We start from the raw sequence: 22,260 nt of genomic DNA, 5'->3' as shown, positions 1-22,260 counted from the left end.
GATGACGATGAGAATTCACACCGTCGCCGTGATCGGCAGCGGCACCATGGGGGCCGGGATCGCAGAAGTGGCCGCCAGCAACGGACATCAGGTACTGGTGTACGACATCGCTTCAGACGCCGTGGTTCGCGCCATCGAGGGCATCCGCACGCGGCTGGAATCCCGCGTCGCGCGCGGAAAATTGTCCTCCGAGGCCAGCGAAAAAATTGTCGCCCGTCTGCTATCCGTTAACGATATCCAGGCGCTTGCCGCCGCCGATCTGGTGATTGAAGCGGCCTCCGAGCGCCTTGAGGTGAAAAAAGCGCTGTTTAAACAGCTGGGCGATATCTGCCCGCCGCAGACGCTGCTCACCAGTAACACCTCGTCGATTTCGATCACCGCGGTGGCTGCCGAGGTGCGCCATCCGGAACGCGTCGCCGGGCTGCATTTCTTTAACCCGGCCCCGGTGATGAAGCTGGTGGAAGTGGTGAGCGGGCTGGGGACGTCAACCGAAGTGGCGGATCTGCTGTGCGAGCTGGCGCTGAACTGGGGCAAACAGCCGGTGCGCTGCCAGTCCACGCCTGGATTTATCGTCAACCGCGTGGCGCGCCCGTTCTACTCCGAAGCCTGGCGCGCGCTGGAAGAGAATGTCGCCCCGGCGCAGGACATCGACGCCGCGCTGCGCGAAGGCGGCGGTTTCCCGATGGGGCCGCTGGAGCTGACGGATCTCATCGGGCAGGACGTGAACTTTGCCGTGACCTGCTCGGTGTTTAACGCTTTCTGGCAGGAGCGCCGTTTTCTGCCGTCGCTGGTTCAGCAGGAGCTGGTGCTTGGCGGACGTTTCGGTAAGAAAACCGGGCAGGGGGTTTACGACTGGCACAGCAAGCGGCCAGCCGCCCAGTGGCTGGAACCGGTCGGCGCGACCTTTAGCCCGACGACCATCGCTAAAAGAAGTGACGGTGTCACGGAAATCGACGAGGTGCTGCTGGTGGAAACTACCGGCGAAACCGCGCAAAGCCTCGCCCTGCGCCTTAATACACCGGTGGTGGTGGTCGATCGGATGGACGGCGACGCCGTGGTGATTGCCGCAGCGGTCAGTAATCCGCACTCCGCCACGCAAAAAGCGATTTATCACCTGCAGCAGCAGGGAAAACGCGTTCTGCAAAGTGCGGATTATCCCGGTCTGCTGATCTGGCGCACCGTGGCGATGATCATCAACGAAGCGCTGGATGCCCTGCAGAAAGGGGTGGCCAGCGAGCAGGATATCGACACCGCGATGCGCCTCGGCGTGAACTATCCCGTCGGGCCTATCGCCTGGGGTGAACGTCTGGGCTGGCAGCGCCTGCTGATTCTGCTGGAAAACCTGCAACGCCACTACGGCGAAGAACGTTATCGCCCCTGTTCACTGCTGCGCCAGCGTGCGCTTCTGGAGAGTAGCTATGAGTCATAACGCCTGGCACAACGCCCGCGCCATGTATGAAAACGATGCCTGCGCCCAGGCGCTTGGGATCGACATTATCGAGATGGACGAGGGCTACGCGGTGCTGACCATGACCATCACGCCGCAGATGCTCAACGGCCACAAAACCTGCCACGGTGGCCAGCTGTTCTCGCTGGCGGATACGGCGTTCGCCTACGCCTGCAACAGCCAGGGGCTGGCGGCGGTGGCCTCGGCCTGCTCCATTGATTTTCTGCGCCCTGGGTTTTCCGGAGACAAGCTGACCGCCAGCGCCCGCGTGAAACATCAGGGCAAACTGACCGGCGTGTACGACATCGAAATTACTAACCAACAACAAAAAACAGTCGCCTTGTTCCGCGGTAAATCGCACCGCATTGGCGGCAGTGTGACAGGAGAAGCCTGATGCGTGATGCATTTATCTGTGATGGTGTTCGTACCCCGGTGGGGCGTTATGGCGGTGCGTTATCTGGCGTGCGCGCTGACGATCTGGCGGCCGTCCCGCTGCGCGCGCTGCTGGCGCGTTATCCGCATCTGGATGCAGAACGTATTGACGATGTGATTTTCGGCTGCGCAAACCAGGCCGGGGAAGATAACCGCAACGTGGCGCGCATGGCCGCGCTGCTGGCGGGCTTTCCGCAGACGGTGTCGGGCACGACCATCAACCGTCTGTGCGGCTCCGGACTGGACGCCGTGGGGTTTGCGGCACGCGCAATTAAAGCGGGCGATGCGGATCTGCTGATCGCCGGTGGCGTTGAGTCCATGTCCCGTGCGCCGTTTGTGATGGGCAAAGCCACCACGCCTTTCCAGCGTCAGGCGGAGATGTACGACACCACCATTGGCTGGCGATTTGTGAATCCGCTCATGCATCAGCAATTCGGAACTGACAGCATGCCCGAAACGGCAGAGAATGTAGCTGAATTGTTAAATATTAGCCGCGCCGATCAGGACGCATTTGCACTGCGCAGCCAACAGCGTACCGCGCAGGCGCAGCAGAACGGCATTCTGGCGCAGGAGATCGTGCCGGTGAGCGTGGCGGGCAAAAAGGGCGTTGTCACCGAAGTGCGGGTGGATGAACATCCCCGCGCCGACACCACCTTAGCGCAGCTTTCCGCCCTCAAAACCCCGTTTCGTAAAAACGGCGTCGTGACGGCCGGGAACGCATCGGGGGTGAACGACGGTGCGGCAGCGCTGATTATTGCCAGCGGTGAGATGGCGCAGCAGCAGGGGTTAACCCCGCGTGCGCGCATCGTGGCGATGGCCAGTGCAGGCGTCGAACCGCGACTGATGGGGCTTGGCCCGGTTCCGGCCACACGCAAAGTGCTGGAGCGCGCGGGTCTGAGCATTAACGATATGGACGTGATTGAGCTGAACGAAGCGTTTGCATCGCAGGCTCTGGGTGTGTTGCGCCAGCTGGGGTTAGCGGATGATGCCGCGCACGTAAACCCGAACGGCGGCGCGATTGCCCTGGGCCATCCGCTGGGGATGAGCGGCGCACGACTGGTGCTGGCGGCCAGTAATGAATTGCATCGACGCAACGGGCGCTACGCGCTTTGTACGATGTGCATCGGTGTGGGCCAGGGCATTGCCCTGATCCTGGAGCGTGTTTGAGCAAAACTACCTGCGAGTACCCTACAAAATGACAACGACAACAACACAACTTGATGCCATTGAAACAGCCTCGGTGGACGAATTACAGGCGCTGCAAACTGAACGCCTGAAGTGGACGCTGAAGCATGCTTATAACAATGTACCTATGTACAAACGCAAATTCGACGCTGCGGGCGTGCATCCTGACGATTTCAAAGAGCTGTCCGATCTCAATAAATTCCCCTGCACGACCAAGCAGGATCTGCGGGATAACTACCCGTTCGATACCTTCGCGGTGCCGATGGAGCAGGTGGTGCGCATTCACGCCTCGTCCGGCACCACCGGTAAACCAACGGTGGTGGGCTATACCCAAAACGATATCGACAACTGGGCCAATATCGTGGCCCGTTCCCTGCGCGCGGCCGGTGGCACCGCGAAAGACAAAATTCACGTGGCCTATGGCTACGGTTTATTTACCGGCGGGCTGGGTGCGCACTACGGCGCTGAACGGTTAGGCGCGACGGTGATCCCGATGTCCGGTGGGCAGACGGAGAAACAGGCGCAGCTGATCCGCGATTTCCAGCCGGATATGATCATGGTAACGCCGTCCTACTGTCTGAATCTGATTGAAGAGCTGGAGCGTCAGATGGGCGGCGACGCCAGCCAATGCTCCCTGCGCGTCGGCGTGTTTGGCGCAGAGCCATGGACGATGGCGATGCGCCATGAAATTGAGCGACGTCTGGGGATTACCGCGCTGGATATTTACGGCCTGTCAGAGGTGATGGGACCGGGCGTGGCGATGGAGTGCATCGACACCGCCGACGGCCCGACCATCTGGGAAGATCACTTCTATCCGGAGATCGTCAACCCGAACGACGGCACACCTCTGGCCGACGGCGAGCAGGGCGAACTGCTGTTTACCACCCTGACCAAAGAGGCGCTGCCGGTGATCCGCTATCGCACCCGCGACCTGACGCGACTGCTGCCGGGGACGGCGCGCACCATGCGCCGCATGGATCGCATCAGCGGGCGCAGCGATGACATGCTGATTATTCGCGGGGTGAACGTCTTCCCGTCACAGCTGGAGGAGGAGATCGTCAAGTTTGAGCATCTGTCGCCGCACTACCAGCTGGAAGTGAACCGTCGCGGGCATCTTGATTCACTTTCGGTAAAAGTCGAGCTGAAAGAGAGCAGCCTGGTGCTGAGCCACGAGCAGCGCTGCCAGGTGTGTCATCAGCTGCGTCATCGCATTAAATCGATGGTCGGGATCTCGACGGACGTGACGATTGTCAACTGCGGCAGTATCCCGCGCTCCGAAGGCAAAGCCTGCCGGGTGTTTGATCTGCGTAAGGTAGCGGCTAACGGTTAACCCTCCGCCCGGCCTATAAACTATCGTAGGCCGGGCAAGCGCAGCGCTTCGCGGTATCTGTGTGCTATGATTCATCCAGGACAAAAATCACAACAGAATGAATCAGATGAGTAAACTCGATACTTTTATTCAGCACGCCGTCAGCTCTGTGCCCATCAGCGGAACGTCGCTGATTTCATCTTTATATGGCGATTCGCTCTCGCACCGTGGCGGTGAAATCTGGCTCGGGAGCCTGGCTGCGCTGCTGGAAGGGATGGGATTTGGCGAGCGCTTTGTGCGTACCGCGCTGTTTCGCCTGAATAAAGAGGGCTGGCTGGATGTCTCGCGAATTGGCAGGCGCAGTTTTTATCGTCTGAGCGACAAGGGGCTGCGATTAACCCGTCGCGCAGAGAACAAAATTTACCGCGCTGAACTACCGGCGTGGGACGGAAAATGGCTGTTATTGCTCTCGGAAGGGCTGGATAAAAATACCCTCGCCGATGTGAAAAAACAGCTCATCTGGCAGGGGTTCGGCACGCTGGCCTCCAGCCTGATGGCCTCACCGTCGCAGAAAATGGCCGATGTGCAATCCCTGCTGCATGAAGCGGGTGTGGCCGAAAACGTGATCTGTTTTGAAGCGCACTCTCCGCTGGCGTTGTCGCGTGCGGCGCTGCGCTCCCGCGTGGAAGAGTGCTGGCAGCTCACGGAACAAAACGTGATGTACGAAACCTTTATCGACTCGTTCCGGCCTTTACTCCCTCTGCTGAAAGAGGCGAGAGCCGATGAGCTGACGCCGGAGCGCTGTTTCCAGATCCAGCTGTTGCTGATCCATTTTTATCGCCGCGTGGTGCTGAAAGATCCGCTGTTGCCGGAGGAGCTACTCCCCGCGCACTGGGCCGGGCAAACTGCCCGCCAGCTGTGCATTAATATCTACCAGCGCGTGGCACCGGGTGCCCTGGCGTTTGTCAGTGAAAAAGGGGAAACCTCGGTCGGGGAGCTACCGGTACCGGGGGCGCTCTATTTCCAGCGCTTTGGCGGCCTGAATATTCCATAACGGAGGAAGAATGCCTGTATATCAAATAGATGGTCTTACACCTGTCGTGCCTGATGAGAGCTACGTTCATCCTACCGCCGTGCTGATTGGCGATGTCATTTTGGGCAAAGGCGTCTACGTCGGGCCGAACGCCAGCCTGCGCGGCGACTTTGGCCGGATTGTGGTAAAAGACGGTGCAAACATTCAGGATAACTGTGTGATGCACGGCTTCCCTGAGCAAGATACGGTGGTGGAAGAGCACGGGCATATCGGTCACAGCGCCATTTTGCACGGCTGCGTGATCCGTAAAAATGCGCTGGTCGGCATGAACGCGGTGGTGATGGACGGCGCGGTGATCGGCGAAAACAGCATCGTCGGCGCGGCGGCGTTTGTGAAAGCCAAAGCTGAAATGCCCGCCAACTATTTGATTATCGGCAGTCCGGCAAAAGCCATTCGTCAGCTGAGCGATCAGGAGCTCGAATGGAAAAAGCAGGGGACGCGTGAATACCAGGTGCTGGTCGAGCGCTGCAAAATGACCCTGCATCAGGTAGAACCGCTGCGGGAAGTGGAGCCGGGCAGAACGCGTCTGGTCTTTGATGAAAACCTGCGCCCCAAATCCTCGCAAGCGAAATAAATTTTGTCTGTTTATGTCAGGGCAAAATTATTTTCGTCGGCCTTTTCAGGGGCATCGATGATGCACGGTTAAAATAAACATTGCTTATTATGCCCTGCCGTGCATTAATGCCCAGCGTTTACGATTTAAACAAATTTGCCAGCCGAAAGGCCAGAATAAAGGAGCCTTATATGTCTGCAAAAATTATTGGTTTAGTAAAGTGGTTTAACGAAGATAAAGGCTTTGGCTTTATTTCTCCGGTAGACGGCAGCAAAGATGTTTCTGTCAATTTATCTGCGTTGCAGGGCGATAATTTCAACACACTGTTTGAAGGTCAGAAAGTGGAGTTCGTGATGGGCGCTGGCGCGAAAGGCCCGGCTGCCGCTAACGTGGTTCTGCGCGACTAACCTGTTTTGATCTCTGCGAGTCTGCAACCACGATGACGGCGAAAGCCTCAGTAGTCAGAATCGCAGAGGATCAACAAATCAGACTTTTTGGTTGGATTTAAACATTGTGCTGCAGTAAGGGCAAACGAGCAGTGACCCTTTTTGAACGCGCGTATAGCTGTGTTCAGAGTCTTTAGTGCAGTTTGGGCAAGGGCATTTAATCAGAAAGTTACGGCGGGCTTTTCCATCTTTGCGATCGGACATAGGCATTTCCTGTGTAATTGGCCTGCTACCATACACGTATCATCCTCAAATAGCTCGCATTCATTTCTGCTGTAAAAAATTATCTTCTCTTCGCATCCAAATCCTGCCGAAAATATTTCAGAATAATTCCGTATTATTATTTGCGGGGGCGTCATGGCGTGGTGGAAATAGGGTGCGGATAAAGCGAGAAGAAAAACCCTCCCACCGGGCGGTGAGAGGGGGAAAATCTTATGCAGCGACTAGGCTGTCGATAGCGGATTTCGCGTCGGTCTGTGCTTTGGTTGCCACTTCCGGACCGTAAGCGATGCCTTCAGCGAAGACAAAGTTCACGTCGGTGATACCGATGAAGCCCAGGAACAGGGTCAGGTACGGTGCAACCAGGTCAGTTGGGGTATCTTTGTGGATACCGCCACGGCTTGAGAGCACGATTGCGCGTTTGCCTTTCACCAGACCTTCCGGACCGTTTTCGGTGTAACGGAAGGTTACGCCAGCACGCGCCACCAGGTCGAAGTAGTTTTTCAGCTGCGTCGGGATGTTGAAGTTGTACATCGGGGCGTTGATCACGATCACGTCGTGCGCCTGCAGCTCGGCAATCAGCTCATCAGACAGCGCCAGCGCTTCCTGCTGACGTGGGGTCAGTGGGGCATCGCTCGGACGCAGCGCGCCAACCAGCTCACCATCCAGTACCGGAATCGGGTTTGCAGCCAGATCGCGAACGGTAATTTCGTCAGCGCTGTGCTGTTCACGCCACTGTTCAACGAAATAATCAGACAGCTGACCAGACTGAGAGTACCCTGCCAGAATACTGGATTTGAGAACTAATACTTTGCTCATGGGTGATTCCTTAAATTGTATTGGATTGGGGGTTTCCCCGTTGCTTGCTGACACTTTATTCACAATCCTGTCGCAGAGATAGCGCAATATATCGAATTCTATGTTCGATTTTTTTGAATAAGGCAGTCAAAGCGGCGGTGTGGTACTCTATAGCAATCATTCAAGTGAGATTTAGCCTGGCAGAGCACTGCCCCCTAACACTATGACAGAACAACTAAAATTAACCTTCCCGATGCTGATGCAACAGCTTGATACGCTGATGCTGCGAGATAAGCAGCGCTTTGCGCGTCGCCTGCACGGCGTTAAAAAGGTTAAAAATCCTGATGCACAACAGGCCATTTACCAGGAGATGGCGAAAGAGATTGAACAGGCAGCAGGGAAAGTCGTGCTGCGCGAAGCGGCGCGTCCAACGATTGAATACCCGGAAAACCTGCCTGTCAGTCAGAAAAAACAGGAAATTCTTGAAGCCGTGCGCGATCACCAGGTGGTGATTGTCGCCGGGGAGACTGGCTCTGGCAAAACCACTCAGCTGCCAAAAATCTGTATGGAGCTGGGTCGTGGGATCAAGGGCCTGATCGGTCATACCCAGCCGCGTCGTCTGGCGGCGCGCACGGTGGCGAACCGCATCGCCGAAGAGCTGCAAACCGAGCCGGGTGGCTGCATCGGGTACAAGGTGCGCTTCAGCGATCACGTCAGTGACAACACCATGGTCAAACTGATGACCGACGGTATTCTGCTGGCTGAAATCCAGCAGGACCGGCTGCTGATGCAGTACGACACCATCATTATCGATGAAGCCCACGAGCGCAGTCTGAATATTGATTTCCTGCTCGGGTATTTGCGCGAGCTGCTGCCGCGTCGCCCGGACCTGAAAATCATCATTACCTCCGCGACGATCGATCCGGAGCGCTTCTCGCGTCACTTCAACAACGCGCCGATCATTGAAGTCTCTGGCCGCACCTATCCGGTGGAAGTGCGCTATCGCCCGATTGTGGAAGAGGCGGACGACACGGATCGCGACCAGCTGCAGGCCATTTTTGATGCCGTTGACGAGCTGGGCCGTGAAAGCCCCGGCGATATTCTGATCTTTATGAGCGGTGAACGCGAAATCCGCGACACCGCCGATGCGCTGAGCAAGCGCGATCTGCGCCACACGGAGATCCTTCCGCTGTATGCCCGCCTGTCTAACAGCGAGCAGAACCGCGTATTTCAGGCCCACAGCGGTCGCCGGATTGTGCTGGCGACCAACGTTGCCGAAACCTCACTCACCGTGCCGGGTATTAAGTATGTGATCGATCCGGGTACGGCGCGCATCAGCCGCTACAGCTATCGCACCAAGGTGCAGCGCCTGCCGATTGAGCCGGTATCACAGGCGTCGGCGAATCAGCGTAAAGGCCGCTGTGGACGTGTGTCGGAAGGGATCTGTATTCGCCTCTATTCCGAAGACGATTTCCTGTCGCGCCCGGAATTTACCGATCCCGAAATTCTGCGAACCAACCTGGCGTCCGTTATTCTGCAAATGACCGCCCTCGGGCTTGGCGATATCGCGGCGTTCCCGTTTGTCGAAGCGCCCGATAAACGCAATATTCAGGACGGCGTGCGCCTGCTCGAAGAGCTGGGGGCGATCACCACCGACGAACAGGCGAACGCCTATAAGCTGACGCCGCTGGGACGCCAGCTCAGCCAGTTGCCGGTGGACCCGCGTCTGGCCCGCATGGTGCTCGAAGCGCAGAAACATGGCTGCGTGCGCGAGGCGATGATCATTACCTCGGCGCTGTCGATTCAGGACCCGCGCGAGCGGCCAATGGACAAAAAGCAGGCGTCCGATGAAAAGCATCAGCGTTTCCACGATAAAGAGTCTGATTTCCTCGCTTTTGTGAATCTGTGGAATTATCTCGGTGAGCAGCAAAAAGCGCTGTCGTCGAACCAGTTCCGCCGCCAGTGTAAGGTCGAGTATCTAAACTATCTGCGCGTACGCGAATGGCAGGATATCTACACCCAGCTGCGGCAGGTGGTGAAAGAGCTGGGCATTCCGGTGAACAGTGAGCCGGCGGAGTATCGCGAGATCCACATGGCGCTGCTGACCGGGCTGTTGTCGCACATCGGCATGAAAGATGCCGATAAGCAGGAATATACCGGCGCGCGCAACGCCCGCTTCTCGATTTTCCCAGGTTCCGGTTTGTTCAAGAAACCGCCGAAATGGACTATCGTGGCGGAGCTGGTCGAAACCAGCCGTCTGTGGGGACGCATTGCGGCGCGTATCGATCCTGAGTGGGTCGAACCTGTCGCGCAGCACCTGCTGAAACGCTCGTACAGTGAACCGCACTGGGAGCGCGCGCAGGGCGCGGTAATGGCGACGGAAAAAGTGACCGTTTACGGCCTGCCGGTCGTGGCGGCGCGTAAGGTGAACTACAGCCTGATCGATCCGGCGCTCTCCCGCGAGCTGTTTATCCGCCATGCGCTGGTGGAAGGCGACTGGCAGACTCGCCACGCTTTCTTCCGCGAAAACCTTAAGCTGCGCGCTGAAGTGGAAGAGCTGGAGCACAAATCCCGTCGTCGCGACATCCTCGTGGACGACGAAGCGCTGTTTGAGTTCTACGACCAGCGCATCAGCCATGACGTGGTGTCTGCGCGTCACTTCGACAGCTGGTGGAAAAAGGCCAGCAAAGAGTCACCGGATCTGCTCAACTTTGAAAAGAGCATGCTGATTAAAGAGGGCGCGGAGCAGGTCAGCAAGCTCGACTATCCGAACTTCTGGCATCAGGGCAACCTTAAGCTGCGTCTGACCTACCAGTTTGAACCGGGGGCAGACGCCGACGGCGTGACGGTGCACATTCCGCTGCCGCTGCTGAATCAGGTGGATGAGAGCGGCTTTGAGTGGCAAATCCCCGGCCTGCGCCGCGAACTGGTGATTGCGCTGATCAAATCCCTGCCGAAACCGGTGCGCCGTAATTTTGTTCCGGCCCCGAACTATGCGGAAGCTTTTTTAGGCCGCGTCACGCCGCTGGAATTGCCGCTGCTGGATGCGCTTGAGAAAGAGCTTAGACGCATGACAGGTGTGACCATTGACCGCGAATCCTGGCACTGGGATCAGGTACCCGATCACCTGAAAATCACCTTCCGGGTGGTGGATGATAAAAACAAAAAGCTCAACGAAGGCCGTTCGCTGACGGAGCTGAAAGAGGCGCTGAAAGGCAAAGTGCAGGAGACGCTCTCGGCGGTTGCCGATGACGGTATCGAGCAGAGCGGGCTGCATATCTGGAGTTTCGGCAATCTGCCGAATCACTACGAGCAGAAGCGCGGCAACTACAGAGTGAAGGCGTGGCCTGCGCTGGTGGATGAGCGTGACAGCGTGGCGATCAAGCTGTTTGATAATCCGCTGGAACAACAGCAGGCCATGTGGCGCGGTCTGCGCCGCCTTCTGCTGCTGAACATTCCGTCGCCGATCAAATATCTGCATGAAAAACTGCCGAACAAAGCCAAGCTCGGACTGTACTTCAACCCGTACGGCAAGGTGCTGGATCTGATCGACGACTGCATCTCCTGTGGGGTCGATAAGCTGATAGACGAGGCGGGCGGTCCGGTCTGGACGGAAGAGGGCTTTGCGGCCCTGCACGACAAAGTGCGCGCCGGGCTGAACGACACCGTGGTGACCATCGCCAAGCAGGTCGAGCAGATCCTGACGGCGGTGTTCAATATCAACAAACGCCTGAAAGGGCGCGTGGATATGACCATGGCGCTGGCACTATCGGACGTGAAAGCGCAGATGGGCGGGCTGGTGTATCGCGGGTTTGTCACCGGCAACGGTTTCAAGCGCCTCGGCGACACCCTGCGTTATCTTAATGCGATTGAAAAACGCCTTGAGAAGCTGGCCGTCGATCCGCATCGCGATCGTGCGCAAATGCTGAAAGTGGAGAGTGTCCAGCAGGCATGGCAGCAGTGGTTAAACAAACTGCCGCCGGCGCGTCGTGAGGACGAGGATGTGCGAGAGATCCGCTGGATGATCGAGGAGCTGCGCGTAAGCTTCTTCGCGCAGCAGCTCGGTACGCCGTATCCGATCTCCGATAAGCGTATTTTGCAGGCGATGGAACAGATTACGGCGTAGTTTTCAGGCCGGATTAGGCGTCGCCGCCATCCGGCGGGTCGTAAGACGTGTGTGATTAACGCCCGGTGGCGCAATGCTAACCGGGCGCTAAACACGGTTCAGCTATTCACCATTGCCAGGGTAAATCCATCCCAACCCTTTACCCCCACGGTTTGCAGCGCGGTGGCCGTGAGGCGAGGGTTTTCCCCGATCATATCGATAAAACGCCGTACGCCCTGTACGCGCTCATCATTGCTTTGCTCATTGATTACCTCGCCGTCACGCACCACGTTATCCCCGATGATCACGGTGCCAGGGCGGGAGTAGCGCAGCGCCCACTCCAGATAGCCCGGATTATTCGGCTTATCGGCATCGATGAAGATCAGGTCAAAAGGGGGGATATCGCCGAAACCTTCCAGCGATTGCAATCCAGGCCCCTCGATAAGCTCAATCTGCGCCTGCAACCCGGCAAGGCGGATATTCTGCCTGGCGGTTTCGGCATGAACAGGGTCGGCCTCAAGGGTGATAATTTTGCCACCAGGCTGTAACGCACGCGCCATCCAGATCGTACTGTAAGCGCCCAGAGTGCCGATCTCCAGGATGCGCTTTGCCTGCGTCATCTGGACAAATAAAGCCAGTAACTGCCCCTGATTTGCCGCGACGTCATGCTCCGGCAGCCCGGCTCGTTTGTTATTTTCCAGAACGCTTTCCAGCACGGTATCCTGGGGAATAAGAGAAGAAATCATATAGTTATCTACTGCAGACCACGTTTGTTGCATAGACTGACCCCTTAGTTTTTCTCAGACCACCCGCCGCCCAGCGCCTTATACAAATCAATCTGCGCCAGCAGCAGGTTATTTTTCACCTGTACTACATTGGTTTGCACCGAGAACAGCGTGCGCTGGGCGTCCAGCACGTCCAGATAGGAGGAGTAGCCGTTGCGATAGCGGTTTTGCGCGATGCGCAGTGTCTCCTGGGCCACATCCTGCTGCGCCATTAACTCCGTCAGCTGCTCCTGATAGCGCGTGATGGCATCCAGACTGTCGTTCACTTCACGGAACGCATTGCGCACGGTCTTTTCATAGCTGTACAGCGCCTGATTACGCTGGGACTGGGAGATATCCACCTGTGCGTTCAGCGTCTGGCGGTTCAGCAGCGGTGCCAGAATGCTGCCGCCGAGACTCCAGAGCTGCAGCGGGTTGTCGAGCAAACCGGGCAGCGTGCGATCCTGTATCGATCCTGTGGCAGTAAGATTGATCGACGGCAGCAGGCTGGCGCGGGAGGCGGCGAGCGTGGCATCGGCGGCGATCAACTGGCGTTCCGCCTGCACAATGTCGGGGCGGCGATTGAGCAGCGTCGACGGCAGCTGCGACGGCAATGGCAGCGGCGTGAGCGTGCTGAAACTGTCGCTGCGCGCTACTGCACCGGGATTCGCACCCAGAAGCTGGCTGAGCGCGTTTTCCTGTATGGCGATCTGATGCTGGAGCAGCGGGATCTGCGCGCGCGTCGAACGTAGCTCGGAATCCGACTGCATGAGCTCCAGGCGCGAGCTATAGCCTGTCTCGAACTGGCGTTTGGCCAGCGCCAGCGCATCTTCCCGTGATTTCACCGTGGACTGGGTGACGCGCAACTGCTCATCAAGAGAAAGCAGGGTGACATAGCCCGAGGCCACCGACGAGGCGACGGTCAGATCCGCCGCGGCAGCCGCGGCTTTTTGCGCCTCCAGCGTTGCCTCGGCGGCATTCGCGGTGCTGCGATTGACGCCCCAGATATCCACATCGTAGCTGGCAGTGAGACTTCCCTTATACAAAGTGCTGTAAACAGGCAGGCCGGTCGCAGCCGACTGGGCACGGGCGCGCGTGCCGCTCACACCCGCATCCAGGGAGGGGAACAGGCTGCTGTCGGCGGCATAGACCTGCGCCTGATATTCGTTGATCCGCTCGCGGGCGATCAGCACGTCGCTGTTATTTTGCAGCGCCTGATCCACGTAGCGATTGAGATGATTATCGTGAAAATTGCGCCACCACAGCTGCTCCGCTGGGCTGGTAGGGCCACGGGTTTCGCGCCACTCGGCGGGGATATGCAGCGTGCTTTTGGCTGGCGCGACATCCACCGACTGACAACCTGCCAGCCACAGCGCACCCAGCATGCAGACGACGGGGCGAAGCGTCATTGTTTCGTCTCCCGCGTGTCGATGTTCACCTGAACAGACATGCCAGGGCGCAGCAGCGCGGACTCTTCGGGCTTGCCGAGCACTTCGATGCGCACCGGGATACGCTGGGCAATTTTCACAAAGTTACCCGTGGCGTTATCCGGCGTGATGGCGCTGAACTCGACGCCGGTCGCCGGAGAGATACTCTGCACGCGGCCCTGATAGCGTTTGCCGTTCAGGGCGTCGACGGTAAAGGTGACGGGCTGTCCGACGCGCAGATCCGCCAGCTGTGTCTCTTTAATATTGGCGATCACCCAGTGCTGCGGCGGCACCAGGGTAGTGAGATGGGTTCCGGCGGTGACGTAGGCGCCGAGTCGAACGGCAATTTGCCCGAGCTGACCGTCGCGCGGGGCGACAATCCGCGTGTTCTGCAAATCAATTTGCGCCAGCTCCAGCGCGGCTTTTGCGCTCTCGACGTCGGCCTCCAGCGAGCCGCGATTGACGATGACCGTCTGCAGGTCCTGACGCGACATCTCAAGCGTCGCTTTGGCCTGCTCAATATCGGCGCTGCCCTGAGCAGCGCTGGCGAGCGCCGCATCGCGTTCGCGAATCGACAGGGAGCCGTCCGCGGTCAAATCTTTAACGCGCTTTAAATCCGCCTGCGTTTTCACACTCTGGGCGCGCGCGTTTTTTAGCGCCGCATCGTTACGGGCAATCACCGCTTCGGCGCTTTTGCGCTGTTGCAGATTATTATTCAGCGCTGCCATTTTCATTGCCAGCTGCGCCTGCGCCTGATGTACGCGCTGGCGATAGATGCGGTCATCAATTTGCAGCAGCAGATCGCCTTTTTTGACCTGCACGAAATCCTGCACCTTTACCTCGGTGATATAGCCGTTAACCTGCGGGCTGATAAAGGTGGTCTGCCCGCGCACATAGGCGTTATCCGTGAACTGACTGTGGCGGGTAAAGGGCGGCAGTTGCCAGGCGTAGAGGATCACCAGCACCCCGACAATCCCTATCGCCGCTGCGGTAAAAATGGAAACAATGCGCAAATTATTGCGGGTAGTGGCCTGCTCTTTGGCGGCATCCTGCTGACTCATAATCTCTCCGGAGGTAATGCGCTGTTCATTCTTGGTTTTCTTCCATTATTTGGTGCCCGTGGCGTGTTTTAGCGCCAGACGGGCGGTGATTCTCAGGCGTAGCAGGCGCCACAAAATCCACACCAGCGTGGCGGTGGCAATGCCTGCGGTCAGCAGATAAGTATCGTTATAGGCCAGAATATTGGCTTCCAGCGTCGTGACAGTTTGCAGCTGCGTGACGGCCTGGGTGTTAAGCAGGGCGCTGTCGCCAATCAGGTTCTGATACATCTGGGTGTAAATCTGTAGCCGCTCGTTGACCAGCGGATTGAGCGTGGTGAGTTGATCGGCCAGTAAGTTCGAATGGTATTTCTCGCGCCAGGTCTGAAAGGTGCCGAGGATGGCGGAACCCAGCAGGCCGCCGACGTTCTGGCTCATGCCAAACAGCACCGAGAAGCTGACCAGATTGCGCGGATCGGCAATCACACCGCCAATACCTGCCAGCATCGCCGGGGCGAGGAAAAATGCGCTGCCAAAGCCGAGCAAAAACTGGCTCAGCATCAGTTGGTCCGGACGTGTCAGGTTGTTCGACTGGCTGTCCAGCAGCGACGCGACAATCATCAGCACCAGCGAGGTGACTATCGGCCAGGCCAGTCTGGTGGGTTTGATGGTCAGGCAGCTGGCGACTATGCCGCAGACAATCCCGGCGAGGATTGACCAGGCCAGATGCGTCATCTGTTCATTCTGCAGGCCGACATACTGTAGCCAGCCGATCACCCCGGTGTTTTGCTCCGCCAGCACGATGCGGATGAGCAGCATAATCAATCCCAGGCGCAGAATACTGCCGCTGGAGAGCCAGCGGGTATTGAGCAGGGGATTGCTGCGGTTATGCTCGAAAACAATGGCCGAGAGGATCAGCACCAGCGACAGAGCCAGCGACCAGCCAATCCACGGCGCTTCAAACCACCAGTCGAGCCGCCCGAGCGAGAGCACCGCGCACAGCAGCGCCATACCGGGTGCCAGCAGGAAGAAGGTGATGAAATCTTTCTTTTCGAATACTTTACGGCGGTCGCCCGGCGGGAGTTTCAGCGCAATCACGCAGCCGAGCGAAATCAGCGCCAGACCGAGTTCAAAGAAGTACAGCCCGCGCCATTCATCGAGCTGGAGCAGCTCCGTCGAAAACAGTCGCGCAATGGGGATCGCCAGCGACGACCCGGTGATGCCGATGGTCAGCGCTTTCAGGCGATGTTTCGCCGGCCAGGCCTGAATCTGATAGTAAATCCCCAGTGAACTCAAAGCGGCGGCCACCATGCCGTGGGCGGCGCGCACCATCAGCGCCGAGCTGAGATCGTTAACGAACAGGTGGAAAAAGGTCACCAGCACATACAGCACCAGAAACCCTTCCGTAAACGCGCGCAGCCCGTACTGCTGGCGAAACTTCACCAGCAGCAGGTTAATCGAGACGTTGGTCATCACGTAAACGGCAGGGAGCCAGGCGATCTCCGTCGACCAGACGGCGAATGTCCCCTGCAGATTTTGCAGGTTGGCGGCAACCATCGCGTTGCCAAGCGCTCCCGTCAGGCAAACCAGTAAACCGACCACGCCGTAGGCCACTCTTTTCGGTGTGCTGTGCAGCGGTGTGGAAGGGGACCCCAGCAGGGCGGGTTTTTCATGTGGCTGCCACTCGCGAGGAGCATAAGGATCGCGTTGAGGCAGGCGCATAACGTCGGTTACCTTTGGAATAGTTGAATAGTTAGTGGGCTAAGGATTCTACCTGTGGCAGAAATCATAATTCAAGTGAATATGAAATAGTTCATTAAATCAAATATGATTGCCCTCAACTGCGGTATCGTGCGGGCGGCTTTCGGAGAGATCCTCTGTTTCACAACCTCATACGCGCTACCCTGAAAGTAACCTGATGTAAGGAGGTAACGATGACGCTGACACTTTTTCCCTGCCTGCCCGAGACCACGCTGGCGGCGGTTAACACGGTGGGCAACTGGCTGGCGCAGGACGATAACCCGCGCGACCAGCCGTTTGACGCAGTGATCCTTGCCGGGAATGCGGTGATCCCGACCATTGACGCCGCCTGTCGGGTCGCGTCTGAACAGGCGATCCCATTGCTAATTAGCGGCGGTATCGGCCACTCGACGACGTTTCTGTACGCGGCGACGGCGCGCCACCCGCGCTATAACACGGTGCCGACCACCGGACGCGCCGAGGCGGCGATTCTGGCGGATATCGCGCGTCAGTTCTGGCACATTCCTGACGACCGTATTCTGATTGACGACCAGTCCACCAACTGTGGTGAAAATGCGCGCTTTAGCTGGAACCTGCTGAAGCAGCACGCGCCCATCCCGCAACGCATTCTCGTGGTACAGGACCCGACCATGCAGCGGCGCACGATGGCGACCTTTGCCAGAGTGTGCCGTGACGAGCGCGAGTCGCCGCACTTTATCAGCCATCCTGGGATCACTCCGCATCTGCAAAACAGCGAAAACGGCCTGGTGTTTAGCGGCGGCGGTGAGGGGCTTTGGCCGGTTGAGCGCTATCTGTCGCTGGTGCTGGGTGAACTCCCGCGGCTGCGAGACGACGCGAACGGCTACGGCCCGGCGGGGCGGGACTTTATTGCTCACGTCGAGATCCCGCCTGATGTGGAAGCCGCGTGGCAGATTTTGCGTCACGATACCACTCTCACCGACGCGCTGGTCAGTCGCTCTCTGCTGTAAGTGATGCCCGTTTGCGCATCCTGTGTCGCAAACGGGCATTTTATGTTGCCGGTCTGTAATGTCATTGTTTTGCTGACCCGTTTCTTTTTTGAGATATCTCACAAAAACAGCGCGATACGATAGGCAACCTGACGCCTGATTGTAACTTTTAACATTAATTTTACTTGTTAAAAACAGTGCAATTACAGGAGCAGGTCATGACAGTACCCGTACAACATCCTATGTATATCGATGGACAGTTTGTTGCCTGGCAAGGTGAAACCTGGATTGATGTAACCAATCCCGCCACCGAAGAGGTCATTTCCCGTATTCCCGATGGGCGTGCCGAAGACGCCCGCAAAGCGATAGAGGCCGCCGAACGCGCGCAGGCCGGCTGGGAAGCACTCCCGGCGATTGAACGCGCCAACTGGCTACGCAAAATTTCCGCCGGTATCCGTGAGCGTGCCAGTGAGATCAGCGCCCTGATCGTGGCCGAAGGCGGCAAAATTCAGCAGCTGGCCGACGTGGAGGTCAGTTTCACCGCCGATTACATCGACTATATGGCCGAATGGGCGCGCCGCTACGAAGGGGAAATTCTTCAGAGCGACCGTCCGGGCGAGAACATTCTGGTGTTTAAACGTGCGCTGGGCGTAACGACCGGCATCCTGCCGTGGAATTTCCCGTTCTTCCTGATTGCCCGCAAGCTGGCACCTGCGCTGCTGACGGGCAACACCATCGTCATCAAGCCGAGCGAATTCACGCCAAATAATGCGATTGCGTTTGCCAAAATTGTCGATGACATCGGGCTGCCAAAAGGGGTCTTTAACCTGGTGCTTGGACGCGGCGAAACCGTCGGGCAGGAGCTGGCGGGCAACCCGAAAGTGGCGATGGTGAGCATGACCGGCAGCGTCACCGCCGGGGAGAAAATCATGACCGCTGCGGCGAAAAACATCACCAAAGTGTGCCTGGAGCTGGGCGGCAAAGCGCCAGCTATCGTGATGGATGACGCGGATCTTGAGCTGGCGGTGAAAGCGATTGTCGATTCGCGCGTCATTAACACCGGGCAGGTCTGTAATTGCGCCGAGCGCGTGTATGTGCAAAAAGGCATTTACGACCGCTTCGTGAACCGTCTGGGTGAAGCGATGAAAGCGGTGCAGTTTGGCAATCCGGCCGAGCGGAATGATATTGCGATGGGCCCGCTGATTAACGCCGCTGCCCTTGAGCGTGTTGAACAAAAAGTGGCGCGTGCGGTACAGGAAGGGGCCAGAGTGGCGTTGGGTGGTAAAGCGGTGGAAGGCAAAGGCTATTTCTATCCGCCGACGCTGCTGCTGGATGTGCGCCAGGAGATGACCATCATGCACGAAGAGACCTTCGGGCCGGTGCTGCCGGTGGTGGCGTTTGATTCTCTGGATGAGGCGCTGGCGATGGCTAACGACAGTGAGTATGGCCTGACCTCGTCCATTTACACGCAAAATCTGAATGTGGCGATGCAAGCGATCAAAGGGCTGAAGTTCGGCGAGACCTACATCAACCGCGAGAACTTTGAAGCGATGCAGGGCTTCCATGCGGGCTGGCGGAAATCAGGTATCGGCGGGGCAGACGGGAAACACGGTCTGCATGAATATCTGCAAACCCAGGTGGTGTATCTGCAGTCTTAATTTTGCGATATGCGGGCAGCCTGGCTGCCCGCTGTAAATCAGAGTGCGGCGAACTTATCCAGCGTGCGCACCAGCTGGGTGACGAAGCCGTATTCGTTGTCATACCAGGAGACGGTTTTTACCAGCTGCAGGTCGCCCGCCTCGGACACTTCTGTTTGAGTGGCATCAAAGATCGAGCCAAAGTGGGAGCCGATCACATCGGAAGAGACGATCTCCTCGTCCGTATACCCAAAAGAGTCGTTGCCTTCGGTCGCTTTTTTCAGCGCGGCGTGAATCTCATCGACCGTCACTTTTTTCTCCAGAATCGAGACCAGTTCTGTCACCGATCCGGTTTTTACCGGCACGCGCTGGGCGTGGCCTTTGAGCTTGCCGCTGAGCGCCGGGATCACCAGCCCAATCGCTTTTGCCGCCCCGGTGGTGTGCGGAATAATGTTCTCCGCCGCCGCGCGTGAGGCGCGCAGATCTTTCCCGCGCGGCCCGTCGACCAGGGCCTGGGTGCCGGTATAGGCGTGGATGGTGGTCATGGTCCCGACTTTAATCCCAAAGGCGTCGTGCAGTGCTTTCGCCATCGGCGCCAGACAGTTGGTGGTGCAGGAGGCGACCGAGATAATGGTGTCGCTGGCGTCAATCGTGTCGTCGTTGACGTTAAAGACGATGGTTTTCATCTCGCCTGCGGGCGCGGAGATGAGCACTTTTTTCGCCCCGGCGTCCAGGTGGGCTTTGGACTTTTCTTCCGAGGTATAAAAACCGGTGCATTCAACCACCAGATCCACGCGCGCCGTGGTCCATGGAATGTGTTTGGCCTCTTTTTCGGCGTACACGGAGATCGATTTCCCATCGACAATCAGGGAATCTTCGGTGAAATCGACGCTCCAGGGGAAGGGACCGTAATTCGAGTCATGCTTTAGCAGATACGCCAGCACCTTGGGGGAGGTGAGGTCGTTAATGGCGACGACGGTGTTGCTGTCCTGAGTTTCAAGCAGACGGCGCAGGACGAGGCGTCCGATGCGACCAAAACCATTAATGCCAATTTTACTCATGGTTGACTCCTGTATGAACTGAACGATGCGACAGTTTGAAAACTCCTCCAGGCTTAGACCATGTCGGCGGGTGAGGCAATTGAAGATGATTCATGAGCAGGCGAAGTTTTTGAAAACCCATAAAGAAAAGTTAATGAATTTTTAAGGAAAGCCCGTTATGTTGACCCTTTGTTCGACCTTTTCCAGGAAATCATATGCGTAATAAATATACTGGCCTGCAAATTGGCATTCACTGGCTGGTGTTTCTTTTGGTTATCGTGGCTTACGCGGCGATGGAGCTGCGAGGATTCTTCCCCCGCAGCGCGCGTCCGGTAATTAATATGATTCATGTTTCCTGCGGGATTTCGATCCTGGTATTGATGGTGGCGCGTCTGCTGGTACGCCTGAAATTCCCGGCACCGCCGATTCAGCCTAAGCCAAAACCGATGATCACCGGCATGTCACATCTGGGGCATCTGGTGGTGTATCTGCTGTTTATTGCTTTGCCATTGATTGGCCTGGTGATGATGTACAACCGCGGCAACCCGTGGCTGGCCTTCGGCCTGGTGATGCCCCATGCGGCAGAAGCGAATTTCGATCTGGTGGACAGCCTGAAGGCGTGGCACGTGACGCTTGCGAACATCGGCTATTTCGTCATCGGCATTCACGCTTTTGCGGCGCTGCTGCATCACTATTACTGGAAAGACAATACGCTGCTGCGCATGATGCCGAAAAAGCGTTCCTGATAATCTTTCCTGCCTGTCCTAAACCCGCTCTCGTCAGCGGGTTTTTTGTGTTTATTTCCGACATCAATCCATAAAAAGAGCCATTCCAGTTAAGCGAATAAACATTCGTTCTTAAGGTGAGCTTTAACCCGATGATTTGCTTTAAGTCTGTTGTATTTCAGTTATGAATATATCCATGACAAACACAGGGTGAACGATTATAAATGCACTATCCACCACGGACAGGGTGTATCCAAATCTGCAGTGCTGTGTGTTTACGGGACCTGACCGATGTCGGCAGGTTCCCGGATTTTCCCCGGTGCTTCAAAAGAGCGACTTTCAACGCCTTCCTAAAGTACAAAATTTACTTAAGTCGAATTATTTGATGTCTCGAGCCGCAACAGATTGCACCTTCCAGCGCCCACTTTCTCTGACCATGCAGTCAATAATGGTGTGATCCTTGTTTTTACCGAACGCGATATAGATGTTGACGCAAATCGGATCGGTGTCTACTGAAACGACGTTAATATTATCGGGCCAATCTTCACCAATATCCTGCGCTTTAAGAAAAAAGTCTGCATCATAAAATGGTTCATCATCATAATCTGGATCTTGCGTATGACGCAGTTTCTGCATTGTGGATGCAGTAACATAACGATCAATTTCATGATTGTCAGTGATAGGAAAGTGATTTTCGCTAATCTGAGTGACATACCATTTATTAAATGCAGCGGCCTGGGTAGCCGCATCGTGAGTATTTGCGAGAACTGACGTCGTGATCATTAACAGCGATAATAAACTTTTCATGCTAATAGTGCCTGTAAAGCTTGAAGGCTGGCTTTAATTCTCTGTAGCGTGGGCCGGGGTACATTCCATGTTGGATAAAGTCAGAGTACCAGGTGCCGGAGCCATCATAAATACATGCGTGACCGTGCTGGTTTTCCCCGGGGAGGGCGTCAATGACCGCAACATCTCCCTCAATAGGTGTGCCGTATACCTGACTGAATCCAGTCATTTCCAGTGAGTGCCCGAAATACATGGCATCGGCGCCATTAATCTTAACTCCTCCTGCCCGAATTGCAGCGGCTACGGCACGTGCGCAATAACCCGTACTATGGAGATGCGCATGCTGACGAGCATAGGTCACTGCGACGTGTTTTGACCATATCATTTTCAACGTCCTTATTATTGAAGAAGAAATAAGTCATGTTTTACGCCCATTGCGAATATTATTTTGTAATACATGGTTAAGTGATGTTAACCATTCCTTGTGTACGTTATAAAAAATAAATCAACTATTTGCAGATATAATGTTTGTTGGCGTTCTACGGTTTT

The 22,260-nt window shown here is 56.7% G+C and carries 19 protein-coding genes; 11 read left to right on the top strand and 8 right to left on the bottom strand.

Annotation, left to right across the window (positions count from 1 at the left end; all coding sequences use genetic code 11):
* Position 1 precedes the first annotated feature (1 nt).
* From paaH to F153LOC_RS02915, 7 genes are all read left to right on the top strand, one after another.
* Positions 2–1,429 carry a 3-hydroxyacyl-CoA dehydrogenase PaaH gene (gene paaH, locus F153LOC_RS02945; RefSeq protein ID WP_102103670.1) on the top strand — a complete coding sequence of 476 codons (1,428 nt, stop codon included), beginning with the start codon at positions 2–4 and terminating at the stop codon, positions 1,427–1,429.
* The gene (paaI, locus tag F153LOC_RS02940) at positions 1,419–1,841 is read left to right on the top strand and encodes a hydroxyphenylacetyl-CoA thioesterase PaaI (RefSeq protein WP_102103671.1); all 423 of its coding nucleotides are present in this window, start codon (positions 1,419–1,421) and stop codon (positions 1,839–1,841) included. Before paaH ends, paaI begins: the two co-directional genes overlap by 11 nt.
* A complete protein-coding gene (gene pcaF / locus F153LOC_RS02935) occupies positions 1,841–3,046 on the top strand; it encodes a 3-oxoadipyl-CoA thiolase (protein WP_102103672.1) in 1,206 nt (401 codons plus the stop codon). The genes paaI and pcaF overlap by 1 nt, the downstream gene beginning before the upstream one ends.
* 28 nt (positions 3,047–3,074) lie before the next feature.
* Positions 3,075–4,394, top strand: coding sequence for a phenylacetate--CoA ligase PaaK (gene paaK / locus F153LOC_RS02930; protein WP_100780884.1), 1,320 nt, complete (start codon positions 3,075–3,077; stop codon positions 4,392–4,394).
* Positions 4,395–4,491: 97 nt separating this feature from the next.
* The gene (gene paaX, locus F153LOC_RS02925) at positions 4,492–5,427 is read left to right on the top strand and encodes a phenylacetic acid degradation operon negative regulatory protein PaaX (protein WP_100780230.1); all 936 of its coding nucleotides are present in this window, start codon (positions 4,492–4,494) and stop codon (positions 5,425–5,427) included.
* 10 nt (positions 5,428–5,437) lie between these two features.
* Positions 5,438–6,040 (top strand): phenylacetic acid degradation protein PaaY, encoded by a 603-nt coding sequence (gene paaY, locus F153LOC_RS02920; protein ID WP_102103673.1) that lies wholly within the window; start codon positions 5,438–5,440, stop codon positions 6,038–6,040.
* 170 nt (positions 6,041–6,210) lie between these two features.
* Positions 6,211–6,426 carry a cold shock domain-containing protein gene (locus F153LOC_RS02915; RefSeq protein WP_100780228.1) on the top strand — a complete coding sequence of 72 codons (216 nt, stop codon included), beginning with the start codon at positions 6,211–6,213 and terminating at the stop codon, positions 6,424–6,426.
* 78 nt (positions 6,427–6,504) lie between these two features.
* Here the strand turns inward: F153LOC_RS02915 and F153LOC_RS21725 are convergent, their stop codons facing one another.
* The gene (locus F153LOC_RS21725; protein WP_215628781.1) at positions 6,505–6,669 is read right to left on the bottom strand and encodes a YnfU family zinc-binding protein; all 165 of its coding nucleotides are present in this window, start codon (positions 6,667–6,669) and stop codon (positions 6,505–6,507) included.
* A gap of 228 nt (positions 6,670–6,897) precedes the next feature.
* Positions 6,898–7,503: an FMN-dependent NADH-azoreductase gene (azoR, locus tag F153LOC_RS02910; protein ID WP_095281956.1), complete on the bottom strand. Its 606-nt coding sequence runs from the start codon at positions 7,501–7,503 to the stop codon at positions 6,898–6,900.
* 202 nt (positions 7,504–7,705) lie between these two features.
* Between azoR and hrpA the strand changes: the two genes are divergently transcribed.
* Positions 7,706–11,608 carry an ATP-dependent RNA helicase HrpA gene (gene hrpA, locus F153LOC_RS02905; protein ID WP_102103674.1) on the top strand — a complete coding sequence of 1,301 codons (3,903 nt, stop codon included), beginning with the start codon at positions 7,706–7,708 and terminating at the stop codon, positions 11,606–11,608.
* 98 nt (positions 11,609–11,706) lie between these two features.
* On the opposite strand, the gene F153LOC_RS02900 is transcribed toward hrpA, so the two are convergent.
* The 4 genes from F153LOC_RS02900 to F153LOC_RS02885 are packed head-to-tail and all read right to left on the bottom strand — an operon-like array spanning position 11,707 to position 16,537.
* Positions 11,707–12,366, bottom strand: a complete 660-nt coding sequence (locus F153LOC_RS02900; RefSeq protein WP_102103675.1) for an O-methyltransferase — start codon at positions 12,364–12,366, stop codon at positions 11,707–11,709.
* Between the two features lie 11 nt (positions 12,367–12,377).
* Positions 12,378–13,760, bottom strand: a complete 1,383-nt coding sequence (locus tag F153LOC_RS02895; RefSeq protein ID WP_102103676.1) for an efflux transporter outer membrane subunit — start codon at positions 13,758–13,760, stop codon at positions 12,378–12,380.
* Positions 13,757–14,839, bottom strand: coding sequence for an HlyD family secretion protein (locus F153LOC_RS02890; protein WP_102103677.1), 1,083 nt, complete (start codon positions 14,837–14,839; stop codon positions 13,757–13,759). The genes F153LOC_RS02895 and F153LOC_RS02890 overlap by 4 nt, the downstream gene beginning before the upstream one ends.
* A gap of 45 nt (positions 14,840–14,884) precedes the next feature.
* Entirely contained in the window at positions 14,885–16,537 is a 1,653-nt protein-coding gene (locus F153LOC_RS02885) for an MFS transporter (RefSeq protein WP_164971766.1), read from the bottom strand.
* 212 nt (positions 16,538–16,749) lie between these two features.
* On the opposite strand from F153LOC_RS02885, the gene F153LOC_RS02880 reads away from it, so the two are divergent.
* Both F153LOC_RS02880 and aldA read left to right on the top strand, forming a co-directional pair.
* Positions 16,750–17,544, top strand: coding sequence for a YdcF family protein (locus F153LOC_RS02880; protein WP_102103678.1), 795 nt, complete (start codon positions 16,750–16,752; stop codon positions 17,542–17,544).
* Between the two features lie 197 nt (positions 17,545–17,741).
* On the top strand, positions 17,742–19,181 hold the full coding sequence (gene aldA / locus F153LOC_RS02875) for an aldehyde dehydrogenase (RefSeq protein WP_102103679.1): 1,440 nt from the start codon (positions 17,742–17,744) through the stop codon (positions 19,179–19,181).
* 38 nt (positions 19,182–19,219) lie between these two features.
* On the opposite strand, the gene gap is transcribed toward aldA, so the two are convergent.
* Positions 19,220–20,221, bottom strand: a complete 1,002-nt coding sequence (gene gap, locus F153LOC_RS02870; RefSeq protein WP_102103680.1) for a type I glyceraldehyde-3-phosphate dehydrogenase — start codon at positions 20,219–20,221, stop codon at positions 19,220–19,222.
* Between the two features lie 194 nt (positions 20,222–20,415).
* On the opposite strand from gap, the gene cybB reads away from it, so the two are divergent.
* On the top strand, positions 20,416–20,946 hold the full coding sequence (gene cybB, locus F153LOC_RS02865; protein WP_100780220.1) for a cytochrome b561: 531 nt from the start codon (positions 20,416–20,418) through the stop codon (positions 20,944–20,946).
* Positions 20,947–21,303: 357 nt separating this feature from the next.
* On the opposite strand, the gene F153LOC_RS02860 is transcribed toward cybB, so the two are convergent.
* The gene (locus F153LOC_RS02860; protein WP_102103681.1) at positions 21,304–21,732 is read right to left on the bottom strand and encodes a DUF3828 domain-containing protein; all 429 of its coding nucleotides are present in this window, start codon (positions 21,730–21,732) and stop codon (positions 21,304–21,306) included.
* Positions 21,733–22,260: the final 528 nt, after the last annotated feature.

It is taken from the genome of Lelliottia sp. F153, from assembly GCF_002870005.1.
Lineage (GTDB): Bacteria > Pseudomonadota > Gammaproteobacteria > Enterobacterales > Enterobacteriaceae > Enterobacter > Enterobacter nimipressuralis.
This window is presented reverse-complemented; position numbering and strand designations above follow the sequence as displayed.